At 38.4% G+C, this 17,801-nt stretch carries 14 protein-coding genes; 9 read left to right on the top strand and 5 right to left on the bottom strand.

Annotation, left to right across the window (positions count from 1 at the left end):
* Nucleotides 1-53 precede the first annotated feature (53 nt).
* The 4 genes from CWR45_RS05645 to CWR45_RS05660 all read left to right on the top strand — a co-directional run bounded on the left by CWR45_RS05645 (nucleotide 54) and on the right by CWR45_RS05660 (nucleotide 3,832).
* Entirely contained in the window at nucleotides 54-383 is a 330-nt protein-coding gene (locus tag CWR45_RS05645; protein WP_115748832.1) for a PTS sugar transporter subunit IIA, read from the top strand.
* Between the two features lie 15 nt (nucleotides 384-398).
* The gene (locus CWR45_RS05650) at nucleotides 399-1,724 is read left to right on the top strand and encodes a 6-phospho-beta-glucosidase (protein ID WP_115748834.1); all 1,326 of its coding nucleotides are present in this window, start codon (nucleotides 399-401) and stop codon (nucleotides 1,722-1,724) included.
* Nucleotides 1,725-1,771: 47 nt separating this feature from the next.
* Nucleotides 1,772-2,506 carry a chitin disaccharide deacetylase gene (chbG, locus tag CWR45_RS05655; protein WP_115748836.1) on the top strand — a complete coding sequence of 245 codons (735 nt, stop codon included), beginning with the start codon at nucleotides 1,772-1,774 and terminating at the stop codon, nucleotides 2,504-2,506.
* A gap of 156 nt (nucleotides 2,507-2,662) precedes the next feature.
* Nucleotides 2,663-3,832: an ROK family transcriptional regulator gene (locus CWR45_RS05660; RefSeq protein ID WP_115748838.1), complete on the top strand. Its 1,170-nt coding sequence runs from the start codon at nucleotides 2,663-2,665 to the stop codon at nucleotides 3,830-3,832.
* Nucleotides 3,833-3,876: 44 nt separating this feature from the next.
* Here the strand turns inward: CWR45_RS05660 and CWR45_RS05665 are convergent, their stop codons facing one another.
* From CWR45_RS05665 to CWR45_RS05680, 4 genes are read right to left on the bottom strand one after another with little or no spacing between them, the layout of a single operon-like run.
* On the bottom strand, nucleotides 3,877-4,911 hold the full coding sequence (locus CWR45_RS05665; protein WP_115748840.1) for an aldose epimerase family protein: 1,035 nt from the start codon (nucleotides 4,909-4,911) through the stop codon (nucleotides 3,877-3,879).
* Nucleotides 4,912-4,924: 13 nt separating this feature from the next.
* A complete protein-coding gene (galT, locus tag CWR45_RS05670) occupies nucleotides 4,925-6,409 on the bottom strand; it encodes a UDP-glucose--hexose-1-phosphate uridylyltransferase (RefSeq protein WP_115748841.1) in 1,485 nt (494 codons plus the stop codon).
* Nucleotides 6,406-7,407 (bottom strand): UDP-glucose 4-epimerase GalE, encoded by a 1,002-nt coding sequence (gene galE / locus CWR45_RS05675; protein WP_115748843.1) that lies wholly within the window; start codon nucleotides 7,405-7,407, stop codon nucleotides 6,406-6,408. The genes galT and galE overlap by 4 nt, the downstream gene beginning before the upstream one ends.
* Nucleotides 7,404-8,588, bottom strand: coding sequence for a galactokinase (locus CWR45_RS05680; protein WP_115748844.1), 1,185 nt, complete (start codon nucleotides 8,586-8,588; stop codon nucleotides 7,404-7,406). Before CWR45_RS05680 ends, galE begins: the two co-directional genes overlap by 4 nt.
* A gap of 213 nt (nucleotides 8,589-8,801) precedes the next feature.
* Between CWR45_RS05680 and lacZ the strand changes: the two genes are divergently transcribed.
* From lacZ to melA, 5 genes are all read left to right on the top strand, one after another.
* Nucleotides 8,802-11,957 (top strand): beta-galactosidase, LacZ type, encoded by a 3,156-nt coding sequence (gene lacZ / locus CWR45_RS05685; RefSeq protein ID WP_115748846.1) that lies wholly within the window; start codon nucleotides 8,802-8,804, stop codon nucleotides 11,955-11,957.
* Between the two features lie 148 nt (nucleotides 11,958-12,105).
* The gene (locus CWR45_RS05690) at nucleotides 12,106-13,404 is read left to right on the top strand and encodes an ABC transporter substrate-binding protein (protein WP_115748848.1); all 1,299 of its coding nucleotides are present in this window, start codon (nucleotides 12,106-12,108) and stop codon (nucleotides 13,402-13,404) included.
* 180 nt (nucleotides 13,405-13,584) lie between these two features.
* The gene (locus tag CWR45_RS05695; protein ID WP_425453596.1) at nucleotides 13,585-14,505 is read left to right on the top strand and encodes a carbohydrate ABC transporter permease; all 921 of its coding nucleotides are present in this window, start codon (nucleotides 13,585-13,587) and stop codon (nucleotides 14,503-14,505) included.
* Nucleotides 14,502-15,326, top strand: coding sequence for a carbohydrate ABC transporter permease (locus CWR45_RS05700; protein WP_115748850.1), 825 nt, complete (start codon nucleotides 14,502-14,504; stop codon nucleotides 15,324-15,326). The genes CWR45_RS05695 and CWR45_RS05700 overlap by 4 nt, the downstream gene beginning before the upstream one ends.
* A 14-nt stretch (nucleotides 15,327-15,340) precedes the next feature.
* Entirely contained in the window at nucleotides 15,341-16,642 is a 1,302-nt protein-coding gene (gene melA, locus CWR45_RS05705; RefSeq protein ID WP_115748852.1) for an alpha-glucosidase/alpha-galactosidase, read from the top strand.
* A gap of 287 nt (nucleotides 16,643-16,929) precedes the next feature.
* Here the strand turns inward: melA and yidA are convergent, their stop codons facing one another.
* The gene (gene yidA / locus CWR45_RS05710) at nucleotides 16,930-17,754 is read right to left on the bottom strand and encodes a sugar-phosphatase (protein WP_115748854.1); all 825 of its coding nucleotides are present in this window, start codon (nucleotides 17,752-17,754) and stop codon (nucleotides 16,930-16,932) included.
* Between the last annotated feature and the right edge of the window lie 47 nt (nucleotides 17,755-17,801).

Genomic DNA, 17,801 nt, shown 5'->3' on the forward strand with positions numbered 1-17,801 from the left:
TCCAGCATTAGGCTCCTAATCTTTAATAACTGAATATAAGGGCGTGGTTTCTTTTGACGAAGGATGAATTATATAATATTAGCTTCCAATTAATACTGCACAGCGGGAATGCAAGAAGTTCCGCAATAGAAGCGATCTACGAAGCAAAGAAGAAAAACTTTGAAGCAGCAAGGCAGAAAATTACAGAGTCTGATAAGGAACTAAATCAAGCACATACATTCCAAATTAAATTAATTCAGGAAGAGGCTCAAGGAGAGAATTTTGATATTCCAATAATTCTGGTCCATGCACAAGACCATTTTATGACAGCATTGACACTTAAAGAATTAGCAAACGAAATCATTGATCTTAGACAAGAGATGATTCATTTAATTAACAATTAGGAGGTAATATCTACAATGGCAAAGAAAAAGCCAATGAAGATTGCAACAATCGGTGGAGGTTCAAGTTACACTCCTGAACTTGTAGAAGGGTTTATCAACCGATATGATGAATTGCCAATCAAGGAGTTATGGCTTGTCGATATTGAAGAAGGTAAAGAAAAACTTGAAACTGTTGGTAATCTAGCGAAGCGTATGTTCAAAAAGGCAAATCTTCCAGTAGAAGTCCATTTAACATTTGATCGAAGGAAAGCTTTAAAAGACGCTGATTTTGTCACAACGCAGTTTCGGGTAGGGTTACTGGATGCGCGGGCAAAGGATGAGCGAATACCGCTAAAATATGGAGTGCTTGGCCAAGAGACAAATGGTCCTGGAGGTTTATTTAAAGGCCTTCGTACGATTCCAGTTATTTTAGAAATCGTTAGCGAAATGCAGGAGCTCTGCCCAGATGCATGGCTTGTTAATTTTACCAATCCAGCGGGAATGGTAACGGAAGCAGTCCTTCGTCATAGTGATTTTAGAAAAGTCGTTGGACTCTGCAACGTACCAATTGGTATGGAAATGGGCATTGCCAAGTTGCTTGATGTAGAACATTCTCGAGTACGCATCGATTTTGCTGGGCTTAATCATATGATCTACGGACTGGATATATATGTTGATGGTGAAAGTGTGAAGGATGAGGTCATAGAATTAATGACGGATCCTGATAATACGAATTTCGTGAAGAATATTGAAGGACAGGAGTGGGAGCCTGCATTTATCCGTTCTTTAAATGCCCTGCCGTGTCCATATCATAACTATTACTACAAAAGACCTGAAACGCTTAAGAAAACAATGGAATCTGCAGAAAAGGAAGGAACTCGTGCTGAAGTTGTTCAGCGTTTAGAAAAAGATTTATTTGAGCTCTATAAGGATGAAAACTTAAACATTAGACCACCTCAACTGCAAGAACGCGGTGGGGCTTATTACAGCGATGCAGCTGTTCGCTTAATTACTTCGATTTATAATGACAAAGGTGATATTCAGCCTGTTAACACAATGAATAACGGTGCAATTGCTAGTATACCCAATGACTCAGCAGTAGAAGTTAGTAGTATAATTACAAAAGATGGTCCAAAACCAATTACTGTAGGTGATATCCCTATCGCAGCCCGCGGACTTGTCCAGCAAATAAAATCATTTGAACGGATTGCAAGTGAAGCAGCGGTTGAAGGTAGCTATGATAAAGCTGTTCTTGCGCTGACAATAAATCCGCTTGTTTCATCAGATGTCCTTGCAAAACAAATTGTGGATGAAATGTTAGAAGCGCACAAAGATTATCTGCCGAAGTTTTTTAATAGATAAGATTTACAAAAAAATAAAACGAAGTAGTTATTATTGGAGGTAAGTTTGTGATTAAGCTCATTGTAAACGCAGATGATTTTGGTTATTCAAGAGCAGTTAATTTTGGTATAATTGACGCTTTTACGCATGGTATTGTAAATTCTGCAACGCTCATGACAAATATGCCTGGTGCGGAACATGCCTTTATACTAGCTAGGAATAACCCAGATCTTCATGTAGGAATTCATCTTGTGCTCACTTGTGGACGTCCTATATTAGATGATGTTCCTTCGCTGGTCGACGAATCTGGAAATTTTAAAAGCTTGAAAGTACTATTAAAAGGTAATAATCTCAATCTTGATGACGTTGAAAAAGAATGGACAGCACAAATTGAGAAATTCCTTGATAGTGGCATTCGGCTGACACATTTTGACAGCCATCATCACGTTCATGCCATTGCAGAACTGCTTCCAATCGTTCAGAAATTATCTAGAAAATACAACCTTGCAGTACGACGCGCAGACAATGATGCAATCGAAGGTGTACCCGCATTTTCAAATCAATTTTTGCATGATTTTTATGGGAAAACTGCCACCTATGATTACTTTGAAGATTTGCCGAATCGTGTGCAAGATGGCATTACCGTCGAAGTCATGACACATCCTGGCTATTTAGATAATGCAATATTAAATGGTTCTTCTTATAATACAGATCGTGTAAAAGAACTGGATATTTTGACAAGCATAAAACTTCCCGCCACTGTTGAATTATTTAACTTCCACTGTGATAATAATTTAGACTAACTGACGTTTTACTAGATTATGAGCATAAAGAATACCAATCCATTCATAGGGGAAAAAAAGAGATTTGGCCCTGCTCGATTACATTAATATAAAGATTAATTAACTTAACTAACTATGATACAATAGAGCCATAACAACTAAAAAGGGGAACATCTCATGCGACATGGCTCATTTCAACTAATGAAATCTGTTAATAAAACAAATATATTAAATAAAATTCGCACATCTGAGCCGATTTCCCGTGCGCAAATTGCGAAGGAGACGAACCTTACGCCCCCAACTGTCAGCAGTATTGTAAAAGAACTGATTGAGGAAAATCTAGTTACAGAGAGCAAGCTTGGGGAGTCGAATGGCGGGCGGAAACCGACGATGCTGCATATAAATAGCAGTGCTTTTTATGTGATAGGTGTCGATGCTGGGCCGGAGACGGTGGAATGTGTGCTGACGGATCTTGCGGGGGAAGTATATAATCGAATTGAGAGCAAACTGACTCTGCCGATTACCAATGACCAATTCATTGCAGTCTTAAAAGAGAATATTGGAAAAATCCTACAGTTATCTACGATTGGACTCGAGAAGATTATCGGTATTGGGGTGGCAATGCATGGCGTAGTAGATGTTGAAACAGGAACATCACGGATTGCTCCAAACTTAAATCTGAAAAACATCCCAATAAAAGCAGCACTTGAACAGGAATTCAACCTGCCAATCAAGGTTGAAAATGATGCTCGGGCGATGGCACTAGGTGAATCTTGGTTTGGTGGTCATGGTGAATTAAACAGTATGGTTGCAGTTAATATCGGTAGGGGTGTTGGTGCAGGATTTGTAATTGATGGAAAGCTCTACCATGGGGCACAGGATATTGCCGGTGAAATTGGTCATATGGCAATTGATATCCATGGCGAAACCTGTGAATGCGGCAATCGTGGCTGCTTACAAACCTTTACGAGTGGAGCAGCGATTGCAAGAAGGGCAAGTGAACAACTCTCGGATAACAGTTCTGGAGAATTGACTGGAAAAGAAGTGCTTGAGCTTGCAGAAAATGGCGAGCTTGCTGCAATCAAAATTCTCCAGGAAACAGGAGAAATTATTGGGATTGGCCTAACGAATTTAATCCATCTGATTAATCCAAGTAAAATTGTCCTCGGTGGCGGAGTAATGAAGAGTGAGAAATTCATATTGCCAGCGATTGAACAAACAATCGAGAAGCGAGCACTCACACCTGAAGCGAAGGGGACAGTCGTTGTGATGACAAGTCTAGGGGATGATGCAACATTATTAGGAGCAGTATCACTATTCCTTGTCGAGTTATTTGCAGAAGTGTAAAGAGGAAAGCTGAATCTAGCACATAGATTCAGCTTTTTAATATTCTATTCTTCTACTGAAAAGGAAAATGTTGTCTGTTTCTTATACGATTCGCCTGCATTCAATACTACATCTGGAAACCCTTCATGCTGTAAGGATGCTGGAGATCCTTGTGTTTCAAAACAAACCCCTAAATATTTCCGTGACAACCCGTTCCGAAGCTTCTCTCCTGCAACTAAACTGTTGGATGTATACATGACGACACCTGGTTGAGTGGTGACAATATCCATTCTTCTTCCAGAGTCTTTATCATGAACAACTATCGTATTTTCTTGTTCCGAGTCAAAAACAAAGTAATGATCGTAGCCACTGCTAGCAAGACGATTTTGCAAGGAATCATCCACAAAGCCATCCTGCAGCAAGCGACCGTCCCGAAAATCAAATACTGTTCCCGCAGAATCTAGCAATCTGCCAGTTGGGATTAACTTCGAATCAAGCTCGACGAAATGATTACTATTCATTCTTACTTCGTGTTGATGAACGGTGTTTTTTAAGTTTCCACTTAAATTGAAATAGGAATGATTTGTTAAGGTAATAGGCGTTGTCTTGTCGCTCTTTGCCACATAATCTAGTATAAGCTGATTCGAATCGGTCAACGTATAGGTTACTTCAATTGCAACATTTCCCGGGTACCCACCATCGCCATCAGCGCTTTGATGACCGAGCTTCAAACTAACAGCGCCATCTGTTTCAAACGGTTCCACATCCCAAATGATTTGGTGAAATCCACCCGAACCACCATGCAGCTGATTTTTCCCTTCGTTGGCCTCAAGTTCATAGGTTTTGCCATCCAATTCAAACGCAGCATCTTGTATTCTACCAGCAACCCTACCGATAAGTGCACCGAAAAAATTCGGATTTTCTGTGTAGTCCTCATAATCCTGATAGCCGAGGACAACATCTTCCAGCAAACCATCTCGATCAGGAACTAGAATTTGCGAAATAATTCCACCATAATCGAGTACACTAACCTTCATTCCATTCTTATTCTTTAACGTAAATTCCTGCCATTTCCCTAAAATCTCATTTGTCTCTATCATCGCCCAATTCTCCTCATCCATGAATTAAAAGATCAATAAAACGCTTAAATGCTGTAGGCTCTTTGAATACCCCGGCATCTTCGAGAACCCTGACAAACTTCTTGCCAACCTCATTTTGTAATATTTTTTCAACATGCTCAGCATTATTTAGCCTGCCATATTTTTCTCGCAACTGTAATGCCCAGTCACGATGATATTCTTCAACATGATCTGTTTCACCAATTAAGAACTGCTTTATCTCAGCCATTTCTTGCTTCAATCTCGGTGGCAAAACGGCGAGCCCCATTACTTCAATTAAACCAATATTTTCCTTCTTGATATGGTGAACGTCTGCATGGGGATGGAAAATTCCAAGCGGATGTTCAGCTGACGTCCGATTATTTCTCAGAACGAGATCAATCTCATAGACTCCACCACGATTTCTCGCAATTGGTGTAATCGTGTTATGCGGTGTTTCGTCAGTAAAGGCAAGCACATTGGCTGCAGGGTCAGAATAATTTTTCCATTTCTGCAAAATATAGTCGCCTGCTTCAACAAGGTCTTCAATCTGCTCACTTCTCAAGCGGATGACAGACAACGGCCAATTTAATACGGCAGCATCAATTCCAGCAAAGTCAGGGAGAACAAATGAAAATACAGCCTCCGCCCGAGTCATCGCAAATTCATAGCGTCCCGCTTGATAATGATCATGGCTTAAAATCGATCCGCCAACGATTGGCAGATCAGCATTTGAACCAATAAAATAATGCGGAAATTTCTCCGTAAACGTAAGCAATCGTTCGAATGCCTGGCGATCAATCTTCATATCTCGATGTTCTTCCGCAAGCAGAATACTATGCTCATTATAGTAAACATAGGGAGAATACTGGAAATACCAGTTTTCACCTTGAAGAGGAACTCGAATAACCCGATGATTTGCCCTGGCAGGATATCCAATCCTGCCTGTGTATCCCTCATTTTCGACGCATAACAGGCACTTCGGATAGTTTACTAATGCATGTTTTCTCTCCCGTTCGCGCTTTATTTGCTCTGGGTCCTTCTCTGGCTTCGATAGATTGATGGTAATATCCATTTGACCGTATTCCGTTTCTGCCTTGAATTCAATGTTTTTCTCTATTCGGTTCATCTGAATATAATTGCTGTTTTTGCTAAGTTGATAAAAGTAATCTGTCGCCGCTATGGGTGATTCCGCATATTTTTGTTTGAAAATAGAGTTAATGACGGAAGGACGAGCAACGAAGCAATTCATTATATTCGCTGCGAGAATTTCCTTGTCATCGAAAACATCTTCAATAACCTTTTGCTCAACTGCGTATGCAACCAACTTTTCTAATATATTCGGGATAGAATCATCTGTCGGTTGTGTGATTTCTTCTGGAAAATCCTCAAGCTGCAAAAGATTCATTACTTGATTCCGAGCATAAATTACATCTGCTTTCTCGATTAATCCAGCTTCAATAGCCTTTTCGATAAGCCCTGCAATATGAGAAAAAATCATTTTTTCACTACCTTCCTGTAGCCATTCGGTTTCTTGCTGTGCCAGTTCCACGCATCGGTAATAATTCGGTTTATCGATGTACGTTTCGGATTCCAGCCCAGTACTTGTTTTGCTTTATCCGAGCTAGCGATTAGAGTACTTGGGTCACCCGCACGACGTTCGCCAATTACAGCAGGAATTTCTTTACCTGTTACAGTTCTTGCCGTTTCAATCATTTCTTTAACAGAAAATCCTTGATTACTACCAAGATTAAAAATGTCGCTTGATCCACCAGTACGTAAATAATTTAAAGCTAAAAGATGTGCCTCGATTAAATCTTCGATGTGTACATAATCGCGAATACAAGTGCCATCTGGTGTATCATAATCATCACCAAAGATTGTGACTTGGTCACGTTGTCCGAGTGCTGCTTGCAAAATAATCGGTACAAGATGGGTTTCCGGCTGATGGTCCTCACCAATTTCCGCATTTTCCCTTGCCCCAGCAACATTAAAATAACGGAGCGAAACATAGGATATCCCATTAGCACGCGCTGTCCACTTCATCAGTTTCTCCATCGTTAGCTTTGTCTCCCCGTATGTGCTTGTCGGCTCGGTTCGCATCATTTCCGTAATTGGTACCGATTTAGGCTCACCATACGTTGCAGCAGTCGAGGAGAAGACGACATGCTTCACCTGATGCTCCACCATCGTTTGAAGGAGTACCTGTGTTCCGTAAACATTATTATCGAAGTAGTCGAGCGGTTTATCCATTGACTCACCAACTAGTGAGTTTGCAGCAAAATGGATGACAGCATCGATAGCTTCCTTTGTAAAGACATCATGAAGGAAATCAGCATCACGGATGTCGCCATGATAAAATGTAGCTTTTGGATGTAGTGCCTCTTTATGTCCAGTTTGCAAATTATCAAGTACAACCACTTCTTCGCCTCGATCAATCAATTGATACACAGCATGTGATCCAATATAACCTGCGCCACCTAAAACTAATACGCTCATTTCAACACTCCCTCTGAGATTTCTCTTGCTCCATCACCAATCTCCGCTGTATAAAAGGTTGGTTCATAGCCAATTCTTTGTTTGTAGATTACGCTTACATTTTCTTTGAAATCATCCACACTCTCGCTCTCAACAATGGCAATTGCGCAGCCGCCAAACCCTGCACCAGTCATACGGGCACCAAGTACGCCTGGCTGCTCCCATGCAGCTTCGACAATTGTATCGAGTTCAATTCCTGAAACCTCGTAATCATGCTGGAGGGAGAGGTGTGATTCATTCATTAATGTTCCAAACGCAGTAAGATCATTTTGATTTAATTTTTCAAGAGCTGCTACTGTTCTAGCATTCTCGTAAACGATATGCCTCGCGCGTTTTCGATTTGTTTCATTCTTAATTAACAATTGGTTGCTCTCAAATACATCGATTGTTACATCCCCAAGTGTTTGAACAGGCAATAAAGTCTGTAAATCAGAGAGTGCTGCTTCACACTGTGCACGGCGTTCATTATATTTAGAGCCTGCCAGTGTCCGCTGTTTATTCGTGTTCATGATGATAATGAGATGATCTTTCAGAACTAGCGGAGCATATTGATAGTTCAATGTTTGACAGTTTAAGAGAATCGCATGATTCTGCTTTCCCATGCCAATCGCGAACTGATCCATAATTCCACTATTAACTCCGATATAATTATTTTCTACCTTTTGTCCAATACGGATCAAATCAATCCGGTCGATATTCAGTTCAAACAATTCTTCTAATAAAACACCCATTACCATTTCAATTGATGCAGAGGAAGAAAGACCTGCACCATTCGGGATATTTCCGTAAAATAAAACATCTATACCGTGGTCAAATTGATAGCCTGCTTCTTGCAGATATAGGAGCATACCCTTTGGATAGTTCGCCCAATCATGTGCTGTCTGATAAGATAAATCGTCTAAATCGCATTCAATTACCCCTGCATCAGGGAAGTTCACTGAGTAAAAACGTAACTTTCTATCCTGGCGCCCTAGGGCAAGTGCATAGGTTCCAAAAGATATCGAGGCGGGTAACACATTTCCGCCATTGTAATCCGTATGTTCGCCGATCAGGTTGATTCTGCCTGGGGCGAAAAAGGCTCTAGGTGTTTGGGTGTTGGTGAATGCTTGCTGGTAGTATTTAGTCAAATCTAAAATATTCAAAAATATGCCTCCCTATTCTGTTTTCTCTATTGCTAAATAGAAATAAAACTGATAATATGAATATTAATTAAGTTAATTTATTAAGTTTAGTGTACTATGATTCTATATTATTCGCAATGGGTAGATAAGTAGAATCATAGGCGATTCAAAAATTTTGTAAGCGTTTAAAGGATAGTGTGTTAGAAACTTTATCAAATTTTTTGGGAGGTTACAATGTCGAATAAAAAGGATTACCAAACGTTAGCAGTCTTAGAAAAAAATCGTCTTAAAGAACGTGCTTATTTTATGTCATATAGGAATCCCGATGATGCTTTAAGCTATGAGCGTGGGAAATCAAATGGATTCATATTACTAAATGGCCAATGGAAATTCCATTATGCAGAAACACCTGAACTAGCTCCGAGCGATTTTTACAAGAGAAATTATAGTGCTGATGAATGGGATATTCTCCAGGTTCCCTCAAATTGGCAGATGAACGGATATGGGAAGCCACATTATACAAATGTGCAATATCCATTTCCAGTTGAGCCGCCATTTATACCATCGGATAACCCGACAGGATCTTATCTGCGGAACTTTCATGTTACAAAGGATATGCTTGAGGAATCAGTAATACTCCGATTTGAAGGAGTGGATAGTGCTTTTCACGTATGGATAAATGGTGAACTTGCGGGTTACGGAACGGGAAGCAGACTTGCTTCTGAGTTTGATATTACTTCATTATTAACAGAAGGATATAATACAATTGCTGTACGAGTATATCAATGGTCTGTTGGAAGTTATATTGAGGATCAGGACATGTGGTGGCTAAGTGGCATATTCCGTGATGTATATTTAATTACAAAACCTAAAGTACACATAAATGATTTCTTTGTAATGACAACACTTGATGAAAATTATGAGAACGCTGTCTTAGAAATAAATACAGTAATTCATTCACAATTAGATAATCTAGAAAAATACAATTTAGAATTTCGATTATTAGATACTCTGCATCAAGAAGTGGACAAAGCATATCAGGAATTACAATTAAGTGATATGAGAGAAATAGAAAAAACGATTAACATACCAGTTTCAAATCCGAATAAGTGGACAGCAGAAACGCCTTATCTCTATCATCTGCTTATTACACTAATGGATGAAAATGGCGAAGTAATTGAAGTAATTCCTACAAAGGTAGGCTTTAGGCAGGTTGAGCTTAAAGATGGTTTAATTAAAGTAAATGGCATGCCAATTATGTTTAAAGGAGTAAATCGTCATGAACATCATCCAGATTTAGGAAGAGCTGTTCCAATAGATTGGATGGAAAAGGATATCAAATTAATGAAACAGAATAACATTAATGCAGTCCGGACGGCACACTATCCAGATAATCCTAGGTTTTATGATTTTTGTGATGAGTATGGGTTATATGTAATTGATGAAACAGATATTGAATGTCATGGATTTGTGTTGACGGGTAATGCACATCAATTGAGTGATGATTCAGATTGGCAAGAAGCATATGTTAATCGTATGAAGCGAATGGTAGAACGGGACAAAAATCATCCCTCCATTATAATCTGGTCTTTAGGAAATGAGTCGGGATTTGGACAGAACCATTTAGAAATGTCAAAGTGGGCAAAACAGAAAGATCCGACAAGATTAATTCACTATGAGGGAGAAACACGCTTCATTATGGAGAAAACCAATAATAAGCCAGAAGAGCTAAACGTTGCAGCTGATATGTTCTCGACAATGTACTCATCTGTTGAGCTGATGGACGAGCTGGGCAGTAGAACGGATTTGAAGCAGCCACATATTTTATGTGAATTTGCACATGCAATGGGGAATGGACCAGGTGGATTTAAAGAATACTTTGAAACATTTTATAAGCATGAACGGCTGCAGGGTGGTTTCGTATGGGAATGGTTAGACCATGGAATTCGGCAATTTACAGAAGATGGTGAGGAATACTTCGCATATGGTGGAGATTTTGGGGAAATCCCTCATGATTCAAACTTTGTTATTGATGGAATGGTTATGCCAGATCGAACGCCGTCACCAGCATTAATTGAATATAAAAAGATAATTGAGCCAGTTAAAATGGAAGCTGTAGATTTAGAAAATGGCACCGTTCGTATATACAATCATTATGATTTCCAAGACTTACAACATTTATCAAGTTCATGGACACTGATTGCTGACGGTAAAATAATTGATTCTGGATCACTAGAGTTAGCAGATATTTTACCAGGAAAAGATAAAATTATAAGCGTACCATTTACGCTGCCAAAAGAAATTCAATATAAGACAGATTACTGGTTAACGATTCAACTAAACCAAAAATTGGACACAATATGGGCTAAGGCTGGTCATGAAGTGGCTTGGGAACAGTTTCTGTTGCCGGTTGCAAAAGAAGACGCTAAATCAATCAAAAGATTAAATACTACGGGCCCATTATTTGTAAGAGATTCTGAAAATGATAGTAATTTAATAGTCACCGGTGATACTTTCCGAATTTCCTTTAATAAAGCCCATGGAATAATAGATTCATGGGAAGTTAATGGAAAGGAAATCTTGAAAAAGGGACCTTCACTGAATTTTTGGCGAGCTACAACGGATAATGACCAATTGGGATCAGATGAATTCGGTTCACCGGTAGAAGAAAGAAACTGGAAAAATCAAGGTATTCATATGATGCAGCAACGAATTATAGATACTAACTATGAACTAACTTCGATGAAAGAACTGCTTACGATTACTGTTCATGCCAAAGTGTCTCCGCCTGGATTTAATTGGGGATTCAATACAACTTACATTTATCAAATATCGAATGATGGCGTATTAAATATTGATGTAGCAGGTAAGAAAATAGGACAGGCATCAGCTACATTACCGAGAATTGGTTTACAGATGGAATTAGTTAAGGAATATAATCAGGCTGATTGGTACGGCCGTGGCCCGGGCGAGTCATATAGTGATAGTAAACAGGCTAATCGATTTGGCATATGGTCTAAATCAGTAAAAGACATGTATACACCATATGTGGTACCACAAGAAAATGGAAATCGTACAGATGTTAAGTGGGCATCGCTAACGAATGAATCGGGTGTTGGATTATTTATAGCAGGTGATGACTTTAATTTTAGTGCACATCATTATACAACAGAAAATATTCAAATCGCCCGCCATACTTTTGATCTGATTGAGCAAGATTTTATTGTACTGAATGTAGATCATCAGCAGCAAGGGCTAGGTTCGGCGAGCTGTGGTCCAGGAGTACTTGACAAGTACAAGCTTGTAAATGACGATTTTCATTTTACAGCTAAGCTGAAAGCTTACTCCAAAAATGAATCTTCACCTAATGAATTATTCAAGTCACTGTAGAATGATTTAAATTAAATCCATCTGTTGCCCTTTAGCAGCAGATGGAATCTCAGGAACTATACATTTAAATTCTATTATTTACAGCATTTATGAAAGCGCATTAAATATCAAGATACTAAGGCTTACCTAATTAAGGAGGAGTGGAAAGATGAAGAAAAGACTTTTGTTACTAGCAAGCTTAATAACCATATTATTTATAGCGGCTTGTTCTTCTGGTGATTCTGATGAAGCAAATGGCACCTCAAATGGAAATGATGAAGATGGAATCACAGTTTGGGCTTGGGATCCTAAATTTAATATTAAAGCATTGGAGATAGCTGAGGAATCCTATAAAGCAGAAAACCCTGATTTCGAACTAAATGTGATTGAAAATGCGCAGGATGACATCGTTCAAAAACTTAATACTAGTTTAAGTTCGGGTACTACAAAAGGATTGCCAAATATAGTACTGATAGAAGACTATCGAGTGAAAAGTTTTTTAGAGGCTTATCCTGATTCATTTCACGAGGTAACAGGTTCAATCGACGTAAATGATTTTACTCCTTATAAAGTTGCGGCTACTAGTATCGACGATAAGAACTATGGTGTTCCTTTTGATACGGGTGCAACAGGATTATATGTGAGAACAGATTATTTAGAAGAGGCAGGGTACACGACAGAGGACTTACAGGATATCGATTGGAATGAATATATTGAAATTGGTAAAAAGGTTAAAGAGGTAACTGGTAAGCATTTGATAACTAATGACCATAATGATTTCGGGATAATCCGAGTATTGATTCAATCTGCTGGTTCATGGTATACGGAGGACGATGGTGTAACTATAAATATAGCCGATAATGAGGCTTTAAAGGCGGCATTTGAAGTATACAAGAATCTGGTAGAAGCAGATCTAATGGCCGTTCATTCTGATTGGAACCAATTATTGGAGGCGGTTAACAGCGGGAGTGTAGCCTCATTACCAACAGGAAATTGGTTTACGCCGTCTATTAAAGCGGAAGAATCACAATCTGGTAATTGGGCAGTGGTTCCGATCCCAAGCCTTCCAGGTGTAGAAGGTGCTACACATGCATCAAACTTGGGCGGTTCTTCATGGTATGTGTTAAACATCGATGGTAAAGAAGAAGCCGTTGACTTTCTCACAAGTACATTTGGTTCAAATGTAGAGTTTTATCAAGAACTTGTAAAGGAAATGGGTGCGATTGGTACTTACATCCCTGCAATGGAAGCTGGAGCCTATGAAATAAGTGATGAATATTTTGGTGGTCAGGAAATCTATAACGACTTCACAAAATGGTCAGGGGAAATTCCAGAAGTAAATTATGGTCTTCACACATATGCAATTGATGACATATTAATTGTATCCATGCAGGAATATTTAAATGGTGGGGATTTAGATAAAGTATTAGAGAATGCTCAAAAACAGGCAGAAACACAAATAAAATAGCCTTATTATTGCTGGCTTTTATTTTGAAGTAAGGACTCTGAAAACCTTTAATATTATCTATTAGTTAGTATACAAGCTAGATTTTCAGAGTCCTTTTATTTGTAGATAACTGCAAATATTGTTGTCAACTAACTGCTTGGCTAAACCATAGTTTTTTCTAAAAAGTAAGGAGAGAGCTTTGTGGAAACCACTAATTTAAATAAAAGCATAAAACAAAAAAGTGAAAAATATAAATTTAAACCTAAAAAGGGATTAATTGGTTGGATATTTATATTGATATCTGTGATTTTGATTTGTTTATTTTACTTTTACCCGATGCTTCAAGCATTATTGTTGTCATTTCAATCAGGAGCAGGTGTGAATTTACAATTTGTTGGACTTGAGAATTATACTCGATTGTTTTCAGACCCTACATTCCTGGCAGCTTTATTTAACACAGTCATCTTTTTCCTAATTCAGGTACCATTCATGATTATTCTGGCCCTAATGTTTTCTGTTATGTTGAATAATAAAAAGTTAAAATTTAAAGGGCTATTTAGAACAGCAATATTTTTACCAGCTGTAACATCTCTTGTTGCATACTCTGTAATCTTTAAGTACCTGTTTAGCAATAACGGAATTATTAACACCATTCTAATGAATTTATCAATCATATCAGAACCTATTCTATGGATGTCAGATCCGTTTTGGGCAAAGATAGTTATTATTCTAGCGATAACATGGCGCTGGGTAGGCTACAATATGATATTTTATCTTTCTGCACTTCAAAATGTAGATGAGTCTATTTATGAAGCAGCTAGGATGGATGGTGCATCTGCATTTCAACAGTTTTTCAAGATTACAATTCCAATGCTTAAGCCAATAATATTATTTACTTCCATAACATCTACAATTGGTACACTTCAATTATTTGATGAGCCGATGAATATTACTGGCGGTGGCCCAGGAAATGCAACGTTAACTATATCCCAGTATATTTATGATCTATCATTTGAATATACACCAGATTTCGGATATGCTTCAGCAGTTTCGTTTGCAATTGTTGTTATGATCGTTTTCTTCTCAATCATCCAGTTTAAGTTAGCAGGTGATAAAAAATGAATAAGCTTAAACAGATATCCGTATATGGCATATTAATAGTTTCATCAATTATTTCTATCTTTCCATTTTTCTTTATGATAGTGAGTGCGACTAACAAATCAGTGGATGTCAGTAGTGGGAAACTTCTCCCTGGAACAAATTTATTTACTAATATTAAAAATCTCTTGGCAACTGTTGAAATCGGTCAAGCGTTACTGAATTCTGCAATCATCGCGGTTACTACTACGGTTCTTGCATTATTAGTTGCTTCCTTAGCCGGTTATGGATTTGAAATATATCGAAGCAGAGCAAAGGATATCGTATTTAATATACTGCTTCTTTCTATGATGATTCCTTTTGCTGCTTTAATGGTTCCCTTATTTCGAATGTTTGGGACTATTTCCGAAATAGCTCCTGTAATAGGGATTGATACGTTAGCTTCTGTTGTTATACCAACAATTACAACTGCTTTTCTTATTTTTTTCTTTAGACAAAACACTAAAATGTTTCCAAAAGAATTATTAGAAGCAGGAAGAATGGATGGAGTATCTGAATTGGGACTATTCTTTCGTATTTACATCCCTACGATGAAGACGACTTATGCCGCAGCGGCAATCATTACTTTTATGAGCAGCTGGAATAATTACCTTTGGCCATTAGTTGTTTTACAATCGCCTAAAAACCAAACAATACCATTGTTAATATCAAGCTTAGGATCAAGTTATTCACCAGACTATGGTGTGATTATGCTTGCGATAGTAATTGCTACATTGCCTACAGCATTAATCTTTTTCTTCTTACAAAAGTATTTTGTTGCAGGTATGATGGGCTCTATTAAATAAACGGAGGCAAACACATGACAAAAATTACATTTCTAGGTGCAGGAAGTACTATTTTTGCAAAAAATGTTTTAGGAGATGCGATGACAGTTCCCGCATTACAGGATTTTGAATTTGCTTTATTTGATATTGATCATGAGAGATTAAAAGAATCAGAGACTATGCTGAAAAATATCAAGAAGAATCTGGGGTCTACAGTCAATATCGTCTCATATACAGATCGTAAAGAGTCGCTACGAAATGCAAAATATGTTATTAATGCTATTCAGGTCGGCGGTTATGATCCAAGTACAATTATTGACTTTGAAATCCCTAAGAAGTATGGTCTGCGCCAAACAATTGCAGATACAGTAGGTATAGGTGGAATTTTTAGGAGCTTACGAACAATCCCTGTCATGTTGGATTTTGCAAAAGACATGCAAGAAGTTTGTCCAGACGCATGGTTCTTAAATTATACAAATCCAATGGCTGCCTTGTCTGGAGCGATGCAAAGATACAGCGGGATAAAGACAGTAGGATTATGTCATAGTGTACAGGTTTGCGCAGATCACTTATTAAGAGATTTGGATATGTCGACAGATAATTTACAGTGGAAAATTGCCGGAATAAATCATATGGCATGGTTATTGGAGATTACTAGAAATGGAGAAGATCTGTATCCAGAAATCAAAAGAAGAGCGTTGGAGAAACAGAAGCGTACACATGATGATATGATTCGTTACGAGCTTATGCAACGATTTGGTTACTATGTGACAGAGTCTTCCGAACATAATGCCGAATACCATCCATATTTCATAAAAAACAGATACCCAGAATTAATAGAACGATTCAATATTCCTCTTGATGAGTATCCGCGTCGATGCATTAATCAAATAGAGGACTGGAAAAAGATGCGTGATGATCTATTAAATGACCAGAATTTAACGCATAGCCGATCACATGAGTATGGTTCCTATATCATGGAAGCAATGGAGACGAATGTCCCGTTCAAAATTGGTGGTAACGTATTAAATACTGGCGGGTTAATTAGTAATCTTCCTGAAAAAGCAGTTGTAGAGGTTCCATGTTTAGTTGATGCAAGTGGAGTAACTCCTACATACGTTGGAGAATTACCGGAACAATTAGCAGCTTTAAACCGAACAAATATTAACACACAGCTGCTTACGATTGAGGCTGCAATGACTAAGAAGAAAGAACATATATATCATGCAGCAATGTTGGATCCGCACACATCAGCAGAACTTTCAATCGATGATATTGTTGCATTATGTGATGATTTAATCGAAGCGCATGGAGATTGGTTACCTAAATATAAATGATTGAATATTAATAGGCATTATAAAAAGGCAGGGTGATAAAATCCTGCCTTTGAAATGTTAGAGCTCTATTTGGGGTCAGGAGAGCTCCAAATAATGGATAATAGCTCCAAATTTACTTGTGAACGCTCCGACTCTGACATATACGCTCCACTATGATTGTTGGATGCTCCGGCCTTGGCTATAAGAGCTCCACTTGATTTTTAGATGCTTCAACTCCAGTCACAAGCACTCCATCCATCCAAACAATCCTACAAATTTCAAAATATCTCGGGAAGTGTCAGGCGCTACTACAGAACCTTCAAAGGCTCCAACGCCAACTTCTCAATCACATAAGCAACTCCACTCTCATTATTGGTAAGAGTTACAAAATCAGCTGCTTCTTTAACTTCCGGAATAGCATTACCCATTGCTACACCACATCCTGCGTACTTGATCATCGATAAATCATTTCCATTATCACCGATGCTCATTACTTCCTCTTGCTTAATCCCAAGCTGTTCCGCTAATCTTTTTACTGCGTTTCCTTTGCTTGCTTCTGGATGAACGAATTCAAGGAAATATGGGGAACTTTGAACAATCGTATACTGTTCATTTAGGTGCTCAGGAAGTGCTTCTATCGTCTGATTTAAGTTAACAGGCTTATCAATAAACATGATTTTCGGAATAGATAAATCAGTCGGTACATCGCTCACCTGACGATAAGCTAAAGGGATTTTATTTAAATACGATTCTAGAACCGTATATTCACTAATATTCGCGTTTGGCGTATACAGGCCATTTACGTCAAAGAAATGCATTGGTGAATTCAATTCAACACTTATATCGTGCAGCTTTACCAAATCATCATGTCCTAGCGATAATTGAGCTACAACGTCGTTGGTGTGCGTATCTTGCACGAACGCACCATTATATGCAATAGCGAAATCGCCTTCTTCGTCAAGGTTAAGAGCTTCAATATAGTTTCGCATGCCGCCAATCGGGCGACCTGAGCAGAGTACAATTTTGATTCCTTGTCTTTTTGCTTCGTCTAAAGTCGATTTTACATCTTCAGGTACCTCGTGGTTGTCATTTAAAAGGGTCCCATCCATATCGATTGCAATTAATTTATACATATTTATTCTCCATTCTCCATCTGATAGCTCCATTATACGATATCAAC

The sequence above is a fragment of the Oceanobacillus chungangensis genome (assembly GCF_003369565.1).
Classification (GTDB): domain Bacteria; phylum Bacillota; class Bacilli; order Bacillales; family Amphibacillaceae; genus Oceanobacillus; species Oceanobacillus chungangensis.